The 13,091-nt window shown below is 53.3% G+C and carries 17 protein-coding genes; 3 read left to right on the top strand and 14 right to left on the bottom strand.

Annotation, left to right across the window (positions count from 1 at the left end; all coding sequences use genetic code 11):
• Positions 1-33: 33 nt before the first annotated feature.
• From nudI to fklB, 3 genes are all read right to left on the bottom strand, one after another.
• Positions 34-459 carry a nucleoside triphosphatase NudI gene (nudI, locus tag AB4K05_RS20480; protein WP_368481710.1) on the bottom strand — a complete coding sequence of 142 codons (426 nt, stop codon included), beginning with the start codon at positions 457-459 and terminating at the stop codon, positions 34-36.
• A 205-nt stretch (positions 460-664) separates the two neighbouring features.
• Positions 665-2,071: a D-serine/D-alanine/glycine transporter gene (gene cycA / locus AB4K05_RS20475; RefSeq protein WP_368481709.1), complete on the bottom strand. Its 1,407-nt coding sequence runs from the start codon at positions 2,069-2,071 to the stop codon at positions 665-667.
• 302 nt (positions 2,072-2,373) lie between these two features.
• Entirely contained in the window at positions 2,374-2,994 is a 621-nt protein-coding gene (fklB, locus tag AB4K05_RS20470) for an FKBP-type peptidyl-prolyl cis-trans isomerase (RefSeq protein ID WP_368481708.1), read from the bottom strand.
• 199 nt (positions 2,995-3,193) lie between these two features.
• Here fklB and AB4K05_RS20465 point away from each other — a divergent pair, with 199 nt between their 5' ends.
• Positions 3,194-3,838: a LysM-like peptidoglycan-binding domain-containing protein gene (locus tag AB4K05_RS20465; protein WP_368481707.1), complete on the top strand. Its 645-nt coding sequence runs from the start codon at positions 3,194-3,196 to the stop codon at positions 3,836-3,838.
• An 84-nt stretch (positions 3,839-3,922) separates the two neighbouring features.
• Here AB4K05_RS20465 and AB4K05_RS20460 read toward each other — a convergent pair whose 3' ends face one another.
• The 5 genes from AB4K05_RS20460 to rpsF all read right to left on the bottom strand — a co-directional run bounded on the left by AB4K05_RS20460 (position 3,923) and on the right by rpsF (position 6,433).
• The gene (locus AB4K05_RS20460) at positions 3,923-4,849 is read right to left on the bottom strand and encodes a DMT family transporter (protein ID WP_368481706.1); all 927 of its coding nucleotides are present in this window, start codon (positions 4,847-4,849) and stop codon (positions 3,923-3,925) included.
• 146 nt (positions 4,850-4,995) lie between these two features.
• Positions 4,996-5,445 carry a 50S ribosomal protein L9 gene (gene rplI, locus AB4K05_RS20455; RefSeq protein WP_368481705.1) on the bottom strand — a complete coding sequence of 150 codons (450 nt, stop codon included), beginning with the start codon at positions 5,443-5,445 and terminating at the stop codon, positions 4,996-4,998.
• A 39-nt stretch (positions 5,446-5,484) separates the two neighbouring features.
• Positions 5,485-5,712 carry a 30S ribosomal protein S18 gene (rpsR, locus tag AB4K05_RS20450; RefSeq protein WP_002210155.1) on the bottom strand — a complete coding sequence of 76 codons (228 nt, stop codon included), beginning with the start codon at positions 5,710-5,712 and terminating at the stop codon, positions 5,485-5,487.
• Positions 5,713-5,716: 4 nt separating this feature from the next.
• Positions 5,717-6,031 (bottom strand): primosomal replication protein N, encoded by a 315-nt coding sequence (gene priB / locus AB4K05_RS20445; RefSeq protein WP_368481704.1) that lies wholly within the window; start codon positions 6,029-6,031, stop codon positions 5,717-5,719.
• 6 nt (positions 6,032-6,037) lie between these two features.
• Complete coding sequence (gene rpsF / locus AB4K05_RS20440; protein WP_368481703.1) at positions 6,038-6,433, bottom strand: 30S ribosomal protein S6; 396 nt, start codon at positions 6,431-6,433, stop codon at positions 6,038-6,040.
• A gap of 336 nt (positions 6,434-6,769) precedes the next feature.
• On the opposite strand from rpsF, the gene AB4K05_RS20435 reads away from it, so the two are divergent.
• Positions 6,770-7,045: a DUF1471 domain-containing protein gene (locus tag AB4K05_RS20435; RefSeq protein ID WP_368481702.1), complete on the top strand. Its 276-nt coding sequence runs from the start codon at positions 6,770-6,772 to the stop codon at positions 7,043-7,045.
• Between the two features lie 108 nt (positions 7,046-7,153).
• Here the strand turns inward: AB4K05_RS20435 and AB4K05_RS20430 are convergent, their stop codons facing one another.
• Genes AB4K05_RS20430 through ulaA form a run of 6 tightly spaced genes read right to left on the bottom strand, consistent with a single transcriptional unit; the run spans position 7,154 to position 11,563 of the window.
• Positions 7,154-7,840 carry an L-ribulose-5-phosphate 4-epimerase gene (locus tag AB4K05_RS20430; RefSeq protein WP_368481701.1) on the bottom strand — a complete coding sequence of 229 codons (687 nt, stop codon included), beginning with the start codon at positions 7,838-7,840 and terminating at the stop codon, positions 7,154-7,156.
• Positions 7,840-8,694: an L-ribulose-5-phosphate 3-epimerase gene (locus AB4K05_RS20425; RefSeq protein ID WP_368481700.1), complete on the bottom strand. Its 855-nt coding sequence runs from the start codon at positions 8,692-8,694 to the stop codon at positions 7,840-7,842. The genes AB4K05_RS20430 and AB4K05_RS20425 overlap by 1 nt, the downstream gene beginning before the upstream one ends.
• A gap of 9 nt (positions 8,695-8,703) precedes the next feature.
• On the bottom strand, positions 8,704-9,354 hold the full coding sequence (locus AB4K05_RS20420; protein ID WP_368481699.1) for a 3-keto-L-gulonate-6-phosphate decarboxylase UlaD: 651 nt from the start codon (positions 9,352-9,354) through the stop codon (positions 8,704-8,706).
• Between the two features lie 13 nt (positions 9,355-9,367).
• Positions 9,368-9,835 (bottom strand): PTS ascorbate transporter subunit IIA, encoded by a 468-nt coding sequence (gene ulaC, locus AB4K05_RS20415; protein WP_368481698.1) that lies wholly within the window; start codon positions 9,833-9,835, stop codon positions 9,368-9,370.
• A gap of 9 nt (positions 9,836-9,844) precedes the next feature.
• Positions 9,845-10,150, bottom strand: coding sequence for a PTS ascorbate transporter subunit IIB (gene ulaB / locus AB4K05_RS20410; protein WP_368481697.1), 306 nt, complete (start codon positions 10,148-10,150; stop codon positions 9,845-9,847).
• A 12-nt stretch (positions 10,151-10,162) separates the two neighbouring features.
• Entirely contained in the window at positions 10,163-11,563 is a 1,401-nt protein-coding gene (gene ulaA / locus AB4K05_RS20405) for a PTS ascorbate transporter subunit IIC (protein ID WP_368481696.1), read from the bottom strand.
• Positions 11,564-11,921: 358 nt separating this feature from the next.
• Between ulaA and ulaG the strand changes: the two genes are divergently transcribed.
• Positions 11,922-12,986, top strand: a complete 1,065-nt coding sequence (gene ulaG / locus AB4K05_RS20400; protein ID WP_368481695.1) for an L-ascorbate 6-phosphate lactonase — start codon at positions 11,922-11,924, stop codon at positions 12,984-12,986.
• The last annotated feature ends 105 nt before the right edge of the window (positions 12,987-13,091 follow it).

The following is a 13,091-nucleotide window of genomic DNA, read 5'->3' as shown; positions in this document are numbered from 1 at the left end:
TTTGCACACAGCCTCCCGCAAGGGAGGCTGTTATTACAGCAGTCCTTTCTGGCGGAACGTTTCTCGTGTCGCCACGTTTAAATCCATAGCTGCCAGCGCTTCGGGTTTAACCCAAGCAATCTCCTGAAACTCTTCGTTAAAAGTCACTTCGCGATTCGCGCTTACACAGTCAAAGATGAGATAAATCATGTAGATCTGTTCGGTGGTGCCATCGGCGTAGGTTTTCACCCGCACGTCATCACGAAAAGCCCACGGTTTGACCTCGGTAATATTCAGCGCATCGCCAAGCTCTTCGCTAATCTCGCGTCTCAGCGCCTGTTCCATCGTCTCACCCGCTTCCATTCCGCCGCCGGACAACGCCCACTGGCCGGGGAACACGCCGCGATCGTCCGCCATTTTGCATAGCAGATATTCGCCTTCATTCTGGATAACTGGGCAGACAATTGTTCTCTGACGCATTTTATCTTCGTCCTTTTTCTGGTTTGGCGGCGAAAATATCACGTTGATGGCTGGGGTTCTATCGCGTGGGGCGCAAAAAGAAAAAAGCGCCCCGGAGGGCGCTTGAGGTTTCGAGCTTGGTTGTGCCGGGTGGCGCTACGCTTACCCGGCCTACAACGATAGCGCTCGTAGGCCCGATAAGCGAAGCGCCATCGGGCGATATGGGTTACTTAGCCCGCTGATTCTTACGCAGGAACATCCAGCCCAGCCCCAGCACGATGAACCAAATCGGCGTCACCATCAGTGCTTGGCGGGTGTCAGCTTCCAGCGTCAGCAGTACCAGAACGAATGCAAAGAACACCATGCAGACCCAGCACATCACTTTGCCCAGCGGCATTTTGTACTTGGAAGACTCATGCAGGTGTGGACGCTGCTTACGGTACACCAGGTAAGAGCACAGGATAATCGTCCAAACGAACATAAACAGAATCGCCGATACGGTGGTGATCATGGTGAATGCTGCAATGACGCTTGGGTTAACCATCAGCATAACAACGCCGCCCAGCAGGCAAATACAGGAGAAGGTCAGGCCCTTCGCTGGCACTGCACGCTTGGAAAGCTTGGCAAACAGGCTCGGCGCAACACCATCCTGTGCCAGACCGAACAGCATACGGCTTGTAGAGAAGACGCCGCTGTTGGCAGACGACGTAGCCGAAGTCAGCACCACAAAGTTGATGATGCTGGCGGCGGCCGGCAGGCCAACCAACATAAACAGTTCAACGAACGGGCTCTTATCCGGAACCACGGAGCTCCACGGCGTTACCGCCATGATGACGATCAGCGCGAAGACGTAGAACATGATGATACGGATTGGAATCGAGTTAATCGCCCGCGGCAGTGATTTTTCCGGGTCTTTGGTTTCAGCGGCGGTCGTCCCCACCAGCTCAATACCCACAAACGCGAACACCGCTATCTGGAAACCGGCGAAGAAGCCGCTAATCCCTTTCGGGAACCAGCCGCCGTCGTTCCACAGATGGGCAAATGAAGCTTCCACGCCGGTTGGGGATTTAAAGTGCATCAGCACCATCACCAGCCCCACGATAATCAGCGCCACAATCGCGACGATTTTGATCATCGCAAACCAGAACTCCATCTCACCGAACATTTTTACGGTGGCGAGGTTCAGGCTCAGCAGCAGCACAACCACGGCGAGAGACGCAACCCAGTCAGAGAGTCCGGGGAACCAGAACTGGGCGTAGGCGGTGATTGCCACCACATCGGCCATGCCGGTTACCACCCAGCAGAACCAGTAGGTCCAGCCGGTAAAATACCCCGCCCACGGACCAAGCAGGTCGGCAGCAAAGTCGCTAAACGACTTATATTCGAGATTGGAGAGCAGCAGCTCCCCCATGGCGCGCATCACGAAGAAAAGCATAAAGCCGATGATCATATAAACGAAAATGATCGATGGCCCTGCCAGACTGATAGTTTTCCCGGAGCCCATAAACAGGCCTGTCCCGATGGCACCGCCGATCGCGATAAGCTGGATATGTCGGTTAGTTAGGTTTCGCCGTAGCGATTGTTCGGCCGGCTCCTGCTCTGCGGCAGCAGCGACTTTGATCTGATCAACCATTTGATTTCATTCCTGTTGTTTCTGTCTGTGTTGTGCGGGCTCTACTGGCCCTTTATGTCGTTATGCAAAACGCATCCTGCTATAGGATGTCTCGATATTAGGTAAGAATCGGGGGGATGAATACTATGATTTAAATATAATGTTAAATTTATGTTTAAAGTGAGTGTTATATCACCACACCTATGGGAAACAGCTCACAAAAATACACGCAACAGTAGTATTTGCAAGATTAAATCCCAGGATATATCAAACTTCAGGAGTTTGTATCCTCTCCCCGGACGGAGAGAGGATAAAGGCGAGAATTACAGGATTTCCAGTAACTCAACGTCGAAGACCAAGGTGCTGAACGGAGGGATAGAAGCACCCGCGCCACGCTCGCCGTAGGCCAGTTCGTGAGGGATAGTCAGTTCCCATTTAGAGCCAACAGGCATCAGAGTCAGCGCTTCAATCCAGCCTGGGATCACGCCGTTAACCGGGAATTCAGCCGGTTCGCCACGCGCAACGGAGCTGTCGAAGACGGTGCCGTCAATCAGCTTACCGGTATAGTGCACGCGTACGTGGTCGGTGCGCGCTGGGATTGCGCCTTCGCCCTGGGTCAGAACGCGGAACTGCAGACCGGTTTCGGTGCTGTTTACGCCTTCTTTCTCACGGTTTTCTTCCAGGTATTTCACGCCGTCTTCTGCCATAGAGGCAAAACGTTCACGACGGACAGCATCCGCACGTTCGTGGATTTCACGCAGCGCACGGTGAACAACATCGACTGGCACAGCAGGTTGTTTGCCTTCCAGCGCATCAGCGATACCGGCAACCAGTGCTTCTGGCAGTAAACCCTGCAAACCGGACTCGCTCAGCTGCTGTCCTACCTGCAGGCCAATACCGTAGCTTGCCTGTGCTTCAATGGTGTCAAAAGTCGGGGTGGCCATCGTCTTTCCTTTCTTAGGGTATAAAGTAGCGGGCAGCATAGCAGCCACGCCGCATAGCGTAAAACTTTGCGTCAGGAAAGATGACAAATTACCGGGAAAAAGAAACAATAAATATTACCTATGGGATATGATGAAAGAGTGCTTTACCACTTTCATCAGGCAGTTAGTTGATAGAAAAGACACGGAGCAGGAGGAAGCCATGCCCGGGAGATTTGAAGTGAAACCTTTGCTGAAGAAGATCTGGCATGCGCCGGACAACCTCCGCATCCTGGACCCGCTGCCGCTTGCTCACCGTCGCGGCGTGATTATCGCTGCGCTGGCTGTGATTATCGGCTTCCTGCTGCCTTCTGCCGATGACAGCCCGCCGCAGCCCGTCAGCCGTAATGCGCAGCTGGACTTCCAGTCACAGTCAAGGCCGCAGCCCGATGCGCAGCCGCTGCATGCGCAACTGGTTACTCCGTCTAACGATTTAGACCAGGTGGCGCCAGTCGAGCCTGAGCCGGTGCAGGAAGAGCAAACCAGCGACCAGACCGCACCGGCCGCGCCGTCGCGTACGCAGCCATACCAGGAAAACCGCAGCAACAGCGGGTGGCAAACTTACCAGGTGGAAGCTGGGAAAACGCTGGCTCAGCTTTTCCGTGACAATAACCTGCCGCCAACCGACGTTTATGCGATGGCTCAGGTAGAGGGTGCTGGCAAACCGCTCAGCACGCTGAAGAATGGCCAGAAAGTGCAGATTCGTAAGAACGCCAACGGCGTGGTGACGGGGTTAACGATTGAGTCTGATAGCGGACAGGTCCTGTTTACCCGTCAAGCCGACGGCAGCTTTATTCGCGCACGTTAAACCAGATTGCCGGATGGCGGCGTCGCTTTATCCGGCCTACAGCAACCGCGATTGTAGGCCTGATAAGCGAAGCGCCATCAGGCGTTACCGCTTAATCTTATTGACCCACCAAATCCCCGAACACACCAGCACCAGCGCAATCGCGTATTTCCACTCAAGAATGTTCTCACCGAGGAAAATCGCCGACAGCACCGATCCCGATACCGGGATCAGGAAGTTAAACGGCGCAATCATTCCGACACGATTGTATTTCAGCAGAATGCTCCACAGCGCAAAGGCCACCGAGGAGAGCAGCGTCAGGTAGCCAAGAATCGCCACCGAGGAGAAGCCGTGGAAGGTTAACGTGCCGCCACTCAGATATCCTCCGACGACCAGCGCCAGACCGCCCAGCGCCAGTTGGTAGCCGGTCATTACCGTTGGGTCGACCGTTTGCGAGATGCGTTTACCGTATAGCGATGCCGCCGACAAGATAAAGGCCGCCAGCACGACCGATCCATCGCCTAGGCTAAAGTTGAAATCCAGTAACCCGCTGTTGAAGTTCACCGCCATCACCCCGGCAAAACCGAGGATACAGCCCAGCGTCTTGTTGTAGCTCAGCCGGTCGTTCTGGTAGATGAAATGCGCCAGCAGCACGCTGAAGAAGGTGCCGGTGGCGTTCATGATTGACCCTTTAACCCCGGTGGTAAAAGCCAAGCCGACGTAAAAGAAGATGTACTGCAGCGAAGTCTGTGTAAGCCCCAAGAGCGTAAGCTGCCCGAACTGGCGCGGATTAAGGCGTGCAATAGGCTTTCTCTGTGCAACGGCCAGCGCTAACAGCAGCAGGCCCGCAAACAGGAAACGATAGCCGGCGAAGACAATTTTGCCGGGGATGTCGTCGGCGGCAATCTGGAACAGTTCATACCCGCTCTTAATGGCCGGATAGGCGCTCCCCCACAGCAGGCAGCAGAAAGCAGCGCCGAGGTAAACGACATTCTTACGGGCAAATAGCGGAGGCTGGCGGAGGGTATCCATTCTTTCACCAAAAAATAAAATATTGTTTTAATTTATGGATTATCGCGAAAGGAATAAAGAATAGCCAGTTGAAAAGTGGTGGAACTAAAAAGCAAAACGCCGGCACAAGGCCGGCGATTTGTTGTTACCAAAACGAAGGTTGCGGATTACTCAGCAACAACGTTGATGATAACTTTAGCGAATACTTCGCTGTGAACCTGGAAGTCCACTTCGTGCTCGCCAACAGTACGCAGAACGCCGTTCGGCAGACGAACTTCGCTCTTAGCAACTTTAACGCCTGCTGCAGTAACTGCATCAGCGATGTCGCGAGTACCGATGGAACCGAACAGTTTACCTTCGTCGCCTGCTTTAGACGCGATGGTTACTGATTCCAGTGCTACGATCTGTGCAGCACGAGCTTCTGCAGCGCCCAGAACGTCAGCCAGTTTAGCTTCCAGTTCTGCACGACGTGCTTCGAAGAATTCAACGTTTTTCTTGGTAGCAGGAACAGCTTTACCCTGTGGTACCAGGAAGTTACGAGCGTAGCCCGCTTTAACGTTAACCTGATCACCCAGGCTACCCAGGTTTGCTACTTTATCAAGCAGAATAACTTGCATTACCTTATCCTCTTAAAGTCGTTAATAGACAGCGGCCGATTACTGATGACGATCGGTATACGGCAGCAGGGACAGGTAGCGAGCGCGCTTGATGCAGCGAGCCAGCTGACGCTGGTATTTTGCACGAGTACCGGTGATACGGCTCGGGACAATTTTACCGCTTTCGGTAATGTAGTTTTTCAACGTTGCGATGTCTTTGTAATCGATCTCAACAACGCCTTCCGCGGTGAAACGGCAGAACTTGCGACGACGGAAATAACGTGCCATATGGCTAGTCTCCAGAATCTATCAATTCAATCTGCTCGGCATGCAGAACCATTTTGCTCAGGCCATTCTTTGCTTTGTGGCAACAGATAAAACCCTGAACGATCACTGCACTGCCGACCGTTATACTGTGAGTAATAGCTTGGTTCTCTTGTCCGCTAATAATAACGGGCATTTGACACCATGCCTGCCGGTGAAAACCGGCTTCCTCCTGCACAGAACGATGCTCAAGCACGAACTGGCAATGAGGAATTCCTGATGGGCTGACCTTACGAAGCGGCGTCCTGCACACTGTGCCGGATAACACCAGACGGTTGGTCATCAGAAATTACTCTTCAGAATCCCCAGCTTCAGCATCATCAGCGGTTTCGTTAGCGAAATCGTCACGACGTTCACGACGTTCGTCTTTCGCTTTAACCATTGGAGATGCTTCGGTAACAGCGTGCTTAGTACGCATAACCATGCTGCGGATAACGGCATCGTTGAAGCGGAAGTTTGTTTCCAGCTCATCGATCGCTTCCTGCGGAGCTTCAACGTTCAGCAGAACGTAGTGAGCTTTGTGCAGTTTGTTGATCGGATAAGCCAGCTGACGGCGGCCCCAGTCTTCCAGACGGTGGATCGTGCCTTCTGCTGCAGTGATTGCAGTAGTGTAGCGTTCGATCATACCCGGAACCTGTTCGCTCTGGTCAGGATGGACCATAAAAACGATTTCGTAATGACGCATCGAATTGCTCCTTACGGATTATTCAGCCTCCTGTCTGGGTCAGCCGAGGCCCATGGAGGCAAGGAACGTGTTAAAGGTCGGCTGAAAAATGACGCGTAATCATACTTGCCCCCCATGGGAAACTCAAGCTGATTGCGCAATAAATTCGCACAAAGCGCAAAGCTGAGCTAAGTCAGTGATTTAAAATTAAACAGCTCGGAAAGCGGTAATTTTTTGAACAACTCCATCAGAAATCGTCTCGGTGGAGTTGGCGTAGAGGGATTACACTTAAGTCAGAAGCCCCCCACAACCCGAGGAGAGCCGAGTAAACGTCAGGTCTGTTAGTAGGAGTAAGGTATGAAAAACATCATCATTGCCGTAATAGCTGCGCTAATGGTTAGCGTCAGCGCGCAGGCCGCCATTCAGATTGATGGCCATCAGGCACGTAACATGGACGATGTGCAGAGCCTGGGAGTTATCTATATCAATCATAATATCGCCACTGAGCAAGAGGCCGATCGGGCGCTCAGTCAGGAGAGCGATGCTCAGGGGGCTAAATACTTCCAGCCCATCCTGATGCATGAACCGGGAAGCGGTGGATTAATCCACGCCAGCGCTGTGATTTATCGCTGATATCCGGCCTTGTCACTTCGCCCCCGCCCGGGGGCGAAGCATTTAAAAGGCTCCAGAACCAGACCAGTAACATCCCGTAGGAGTACAAATTCTGGAGCGCTATGCCGGTTACTTCTGCCCGTAATAGGCGTTGGGGCCGTGCTTACGCATGAAGTGCTTATTCATTAGGTAACCATCGATAGGCTTAAGCGCCGGATTAATGCTGCGCGCGATCCACGCCATTCTGGCGACTTCCTCCATGACCACCGCATTATGCACCGCGTCGTGCGCATCTTTGCCCCACGCAAATGGGCCGTGTTGATACACCACGATACCGGGCGTATGCAGCGGCGCAGTCTCAGCCAGCGTTTCGATAATCACTTGCCCCGTATTGAGTTCATATTCGCCATCCACCTCTTCTTCGCTTAACGCCCGGGTGCAGGGAATATCGCCAAAGAAGTAGTCCGCATGGGTGGTTCCCAGCGCCGGGATCGCCAGCCCAGCCTGCGCCCATGCGGTTGCATGCGTTGAGTGGGTATGGACGATGCCGCCGAGCGACGGATAGCGGCGGTATAAAACTAGGTGGGTGGCCGTATCGGACGAGGGGCGATAGCGCCCTTCCACCACGTTACCGTCCATATCCACCACCACCATGTCATCCACGGTCATGGTTTCATACGCGACGCCGCTGGGCTTAATCACCACCAGCCCCCGCTTACGGTCAATGGCGCTAACGTTACCCCAGGTAAATGTCACCAGCCCGTAACGCGGCAGATCCATATTGGCGGCAAACACCTGCTGCTTTAGCTTTTGCATTATGCCGCCTCCACAAGGCCAGCGCGGGCCATTCGAGCTTTCACCCAATCACGTGCTTTCGCGACTTCACGCGCCGGGTCGTCTGACGTTTCGCTCCACATCTCAATCAGATAAGGCCCGCAGTAGCCGCTTTCCTTGAGTGTTTCGAAGCAGCGCTCAAAATCGACCACACCTTCACCAAACGGTACGTTTTTAAAGACGCCAGGGCGCGTATCTTTAACATGCACCGCCACGATATGCCCTATTCCCGCCTGCAGCTCCATCTGCACATCGTTGTCCCACGCCGACAGATTGCCGATGTCTGGATAGAGCTGGAACCACGGATTGTTGAGGTAGTGCGCGTAGCCCAGCGCCTTGCTGATGGAGTTCATCAAGGGGTAGTCCATAATCTCCATCGCCAGCGTCACCTGAGCACGGCTTGCCATCTCAACGCTCTCTTTTAGCCCTTCGCGAAAACGACGGCGCGTTTCATCATTGGCTTCCTGATAGTAGACGTCGTAACCCGCCAGTTGGATAACGCGGACTCCAATGTCCTGCGCAAACTTTATCGCTTTGCGCATAATATCCAACCCTTGAGTACGCACCGCGTCATCTTCGCAGCCAAGCGGAAAGCGGCGGTGGGCGCTCAGACACATGGACGGTACCCGAATACCGGTTTCGGCAATCGCCGCCACCAGCGCCAGACGCTGTTCACGGCTCCAATCAAGACGAGCCAGACGGGCGTCCGTTTCATCTACCGACATTTCAACAAAATCAAAACCTAAATCTTTTGCTAGCCGCAGGCGTTCCATCCAGCACTCCCCTGCGGGGAGCGCTTTCTCATATATGCCCAACGGGATATTTTTCAACAGCATAGCCGCTCCTTAGCCCCAAAGCTGGGCAATGGAGCGTTTAAACTGACGGGCAGCTTCAACCGGTGAGGCGGCATCACGAATGCTGCGACCGGCAATGAAAACGTGAATGGGAATGCCTTTGAATAACGGCAGATCTTCCAGCGCCAGCCCACCGGTCACGGTGACCTTAAAGCCCATATCGGCTAGACGTTTTATCGCGTTGATATCTTGTTCGCTCCACGCCACGCCAGCCGCCTGCGCATCACGGCTACGGTGATAAACCACCTGCCCAATGCCCACGTCGCGCCACTCCTGCGCCTGCTTCCAGGTCCAGAATCCGGTCAGTTCAATCTGTACGTCGCCGCCGAACTCTTTCGCCACATCCAGCGCACCTTTGGCGGTATTGATATCGGCACAGCAGATCACCGTCACCCAATCGGCATTGGCCTCAAAGCACATGCGGGAGAGGATTTTCCCCGCATCGGCAATTTTGGCATCCGCCAACACGATTTTATGCGGGTACAGCGCCTTGAGGTCGCGAACCGCGCGCACGCCCTCGGCCACGCACAGGATGGTGCCCACTTCAATGATGTCCACTTCATCGGCAATCAGGCGCGTGGTTTCATATGCGGAGGACATTGATTGGTTATCCAGCGCAACCTGCAACATAGGTAATGACATTTCGCTATTCCTTTTAAACGGTCGCCGCGTTGGCGCTATCAATTAAATCCAGCACGTCCTGCTCGGTGCGGCAGGCGCGTAAACGGTCAAAATTGGCCTCATCGTCAAACAGGTTAACGATCTGCATGATGCCGACTTCCTGATGGGTATTGGCGTCGACTGCCGCCATGGTTATCAAGATATCGACCGGATCGTTATCTTCATGGTTGAACACCAGCGGCGTTTTCAGCGTCACCAGCGCAAAGCCGGTTCTCTTCACCCCCTCTTCCGGGCGTCCGTGCGGCATGGCTAGGCCGGGCGCTATCACAAAGTAGGGGCCAAACTGTTCAACGCCGTCGAGAATGGCTTGGTAGTAGCGCGGTTCAACCACGTCGGCTTTAACCAGCAGGTCAACGCCGAGCTTGACCGCTTCCTGCCAAGTTGCGGCGTCGGCCTGTAAAAGAATGGAATGGTTGTCAGCCAGAGAATCACGTAATTTCATCGCGCGCCCTTACTTCATGTCCTGTGGGAAATGCTCTTTAATCACTTCCAACAGCTTGGGGCCAAAATCAGCGGGAGACAGCATGTTGCGCACGCCGACCACGTGTTTATTGCCAGAAACGGTGATTTCACCGGCGATATGGGTGGAAGCGATAATAATGTCGGCTCCGCTCAATTCGCTTTTGTATTCCCCCACCGCACAGCTGTTCACCGTGTGGTCAATATTGGATTGAGTCAGAAACTGATCGACCTTCATTTTCATGATCATCGAGCTGCCTTGCCCGTTACCACATACTGCTAGGATACGTACGGTCATAGTCAAAACCCCTTATTGAGCAGAAGCATCTGCCAGTTGTTTTTCTGCATCTTCCTCAGCGCGCAGTGCACGTCCGGCGAAGACCATGTAAGCCAGTGCAATCACGATAATGACGGCCATAAACGCAATGCCGATGGAGGCAAAGCCCTGCATCATCGGCGGCGCCAGAATCGACCAATCCGCCATGCCCATCCACGCGCTCATGCCGGTAAGTTTCACCGCCCAAACGCAGCCAAAGATTTCAATCATGCCCATCACCAGGCAAATCTTGAGCGCCGCGCGCCAGCCACCAAAGTGGTTGGCAAACACGCCGATGGTGGCGTTAGAGAAGAACATCGGGATAAAACCGGGAATAATCAGGATCGAAGAGCCGCAGCCCACCAGAATGCCAACGGCAATCAGCTGGCCGATGGTGCCCCACATAAAGCCCCAGACCACGGCATTTGGCGCGAAGCTATAGATAGCCGCACAGTCGATAGCCAATACTGCGCCGGGGATCAGGCGCTGGGAAATACCGTTGAACGCTTCCGAGAGCTCCGCAACAAACATGCGCACGCCCTGGGTAATGATGAAAATGGCAACCGCGAACGAGAAGCCGGTTTGTAGGATATAGACCGTCCAGTGGGTTTTGCCGGCCATTGCCTGAACGACGTCAATGCCGAAGGAAAGCAAAATGGCGCCGAAGAACAGGGTCATGACGATTGCCGTGGAGACAATGTTGTCGTGGAAAATATTCAGCCAGCCGGGCAGCTTAAGGTCTTCAACGCTTTCCTCTTTTTTACCCAGATACGGCGCAATTTTATAAGCAATCCATGAGGCAAACTGCTGCTGGTGACCGATAGAAAAACCACAGCCATCCGTCACTTCCTGCGTTGGCTTGTACATCATGTTGGAGGTGATCCCCCAGTACAGGGAAACCAGGATGGCGGTGCAGATAATCGTCGTCCACATTGAATAGCCGAAGATGTAGAGGGTAACGGCGATCAACCCGGCCTGCTGGAACATGATGTGCCCGGTCAGCATGATGGTTCGAATACCGGTGATACGCCGCAGCAGCACGTAACAAATGTTCAGCGCCAGTGCCAACAGCACCGCATACCCCACCCAGCTATAGGCATCCCCCATGCGTTCGATGGTCGCCATCATTGAGGCGTATGTGTCAGAGATGGCGCCGTTGATGCCATAAACCTCGGACATCTTTGCCACTACCGGCTTAAAGGTACTGGTCAAAATACCAGACCCCGCCTGCAGCAGCATAAAGCCGATAATCGTCTTGATGGTGCCTTTGATAATCACGCTGACGCTTTTACGCAACAGGATGTAGCCCAGACAGGTCACGATCCCCAACAGCAGCGGAGCGTTGGTCATCACCTGGTTAAAAAAGACGGTAAAGATGTTGTAGAGGATCTCCATAACGCTCTCCAATGAGTGAGGGAGCTGAACCGACTGCGCTGTTCAGCGACGCCACTCACTCTAATAATCAAAAATAATCACAACAAGATTCAATTTGATTAATTGTGATGTGCGCCGCAATAATAAGCACATCTTAAGAGAGGGTTTCGAACCCCACAAAAAAATTGAAAAATAACCCATTTAAATCAATTAAATACAATAAAAACATGAATTAATAATTGATTACCCCTGGTTACACGCCGCTCTAGTCAGCTCCGCTTCATCAGAATTACCTCGTTGCATTCATGAAAAAATGATGCAATTATCAATCACAATAAATCACCAAATGATTATTTTTGATAAAACAAAGGGGAACACGATGAGCAAAGTAGAGACCATCTCACGAGAATCCTGGATCTTGAGCACCTTTCCAGAGTGGGGAAGCTGGCTGAACGAAGAAATTGAGCAGGAACAGGTCGCGCCGGGGACGTTTGCCATGTGGTGGCTAGGATGTACGGGAATTTGGCTCAAATCGGAAGGCGGCGCCAACGTCTGCGTCGATTTCTGGTGTGGCACCGGTAAGCAGAGCCACGGCAACCCGCTGATGAAGCAAGGTCACCAGATGCAGCGTATGGCCGGGGTGAAAAAGCTGCAGCCGAATCTGCGTACTACGCCATTCGTGCTGGATCCCTTTGCTATCCGTCAGATCGATGCCGTTTTGGCTACGCACGATCATAACGATCATATTGATGTCAACGTCGCGGCGGCAGTGATGCAGAACTGTGCCGACGATGTGCCATTCATCGGGCCGCAAACCTGTGTCGATCTGTGGATCGGCTGGGGCGTACCGGCGTCGCGCTGTATCGTGGTGAAGCCCGGCGACATCGTGAAGGTGAAAGATATTGAAATTCATGCACTTGATGCGTTTGACCGCACGGCCTTGATCACCCTTCCTGCCGATCAAAAAGCGGCGGGCGTGTTGCCAGACGGCATGGACTTCCGGGCCGTTAACTATCTGTTCAAAACGCCGGGCGGCACGCTGTACCACAGCGGTGATTCCCACTATTCCAACTACTACGCAAAACACGGTAATGAGCATCATATCGACGTCGCACTGGGATCATACGGCGAGAACCCACGCGGTATTACCGACAAGATGACCAGCGCCGACATACTGCGTATGGCGGAAGCGTTGAATACCAAAGTGGTTATCCCGTTCCATCACGATATCTGGTCAAACTTCCAAGCCGATCCGCAGGAGATCCGCATGCTGTGGGAGATGAAAAAAGATCGCCTGAAGTATGGATTCAAACCTTTCATCTGGCAGGTGGGCGGCAAATTCACCTGGCCGCTGGATAAAGATAATTTTGAATATCACTATCCGCGTGGCTTTGAGGACTGCTTTACCCTCGAGTCGGATCTGCCGTTTAAATCTTTCCTGTAATTTTTGCCCTGCAGCGCGGATCCCGTAGGCCTGATAAGCGCAGCGCCATCAGGCAGCCTGAGTTGGTTGCCGGATGGCGGCTTCGCCTTATCCGGCCTACGGGGT

Origin of the sequence: Kluyvera sp. STS39-E, assembly GCF_040932435.1 — a bacterium.
Lineage (GTDB): Bacteria > Pseudomonadota > Gammaproteobacteria > Enterobacterales > Enterobacteriaceae > Kluyvera.
Note: the sequence above shows the minus strand (reverse complement) of the source record. Positions and strands in the feature narration are given on the sequence as shown.

Bases quoted from the DNA above. Each gene is read 5' to 3' on its own strand.
- rpsR (WP_002210155.1), bottom strand. From the start codon at position 5,712: ATGGCACGTTATTTCCGTCGTCGCAAGTTCTGCCGTTTCACCGCGGAA.
- ulaA (WP_368481696.1), bottom strand. From the start codon at position 11,563: ATGGAGATCCTCTACAACATCTTTACCGTCTTTTTTAACCAGGTGATG.
- priB (WP_368481704.1), bottom strand. From the start codon at position 6,031: ATGACCAACCGTCTGGTGTTATCCGGCACAGTGTGCAGGACGCCGCTT.
- AB4K05_RS20460 (WP_368481706.1), bottom strand. From the start codon at position 4,849: ATGGATACCCTCCGCCAGCCTCCGCTATTTGCCCGTAAGAATGTCGTT.
- AB4K05_RS20425 (WP_368481700.1), bottom strand. From the start codon at position 8,694: ATGCTGTTGAAAAATATCCCGTTGGGCATATATGAGAAAGCGCTCCCC.
- ulaC (WP_368481698.1), bottom strand. From the start codon at position 9,835: ATGAAATTACGTGATTCTCTGGCTGACAACCATTCCATTCTTTTACAG.
- ulaB (WP_368481697.1), bottom strand. From the start codon at position 10,150: ATGACCGTACGTATCCTAGCAGTATGTGGTAACGGGCAAGGCAGCTCG.
- fklB (WP_368481708.1), bottom strand. From the start codon at position 2,994: ATGGCCACCCCGACTTTTGACACCATTGAAGCACAGGCAAGCTACGGT.
- AB4K05_RS20420 (WP_368481699.1), bottom strand. From the start codon at position 9,354: ATGTCATTACCTATGTTGCAGGTTGCGCTGGATAACCAATCAATGTCC.
- AB4K05_RS20465 (WP_368481707.1), top strand. From the start codon at position 3,194: ATGCCCGGGAGATTTGAAGTGAAACCTTTGCTGAAGAAGATCTGGCAT.
- AB4K05_RS20430 (WP_368481701.1), bottom strand. From the start codon at position 7,840: ATGCAAAAGCTAAAGCAGCAGGTGTTTGCCGCCAATATGGATCTGCCG.
- AB4K05_RS20435 (WP_368481702.1), top strand. From the start codon at position 6,770: ATGAAAAACATCATCATTGCCGTAATAGCTGCGCTAATGGTTAGCGTC.
- ulaG (WP_368481695.1), top strand. From the start codon at position 11,922: ATGAGCAAAGTAGAGACCATCTCACGAGAATCCTGGATCTTGAGCACC.
- nudI (WP_368481710.1), bottom strand. From the start codon at position 459: ATGCGTCAGAGAACAATTGTCTGCCCAGTTATCCAGAATGAAGGCGAA.
- rpsF (WP_368481703.1), bottom strand. From the start codon at position 6,433: ATGCGTCATTACGAAATCGTTTTTATGGTCCATCCTGACCAGAGCGAA.
- cycA (WP_368481709.1), bottom strand. From the start codon at position 2,071: ATGGTTGATCAGATCAAAGTCGCTGCTGCCGCAGAGCAGGAGCCGGCC.
- rplI (WP_368481705.1), bottom strand. From the start codon at position 5,445: ATGCAAGTTATTCTGCTTGATAAAGTAGCAAACCTGGGTAGCCTGGGT.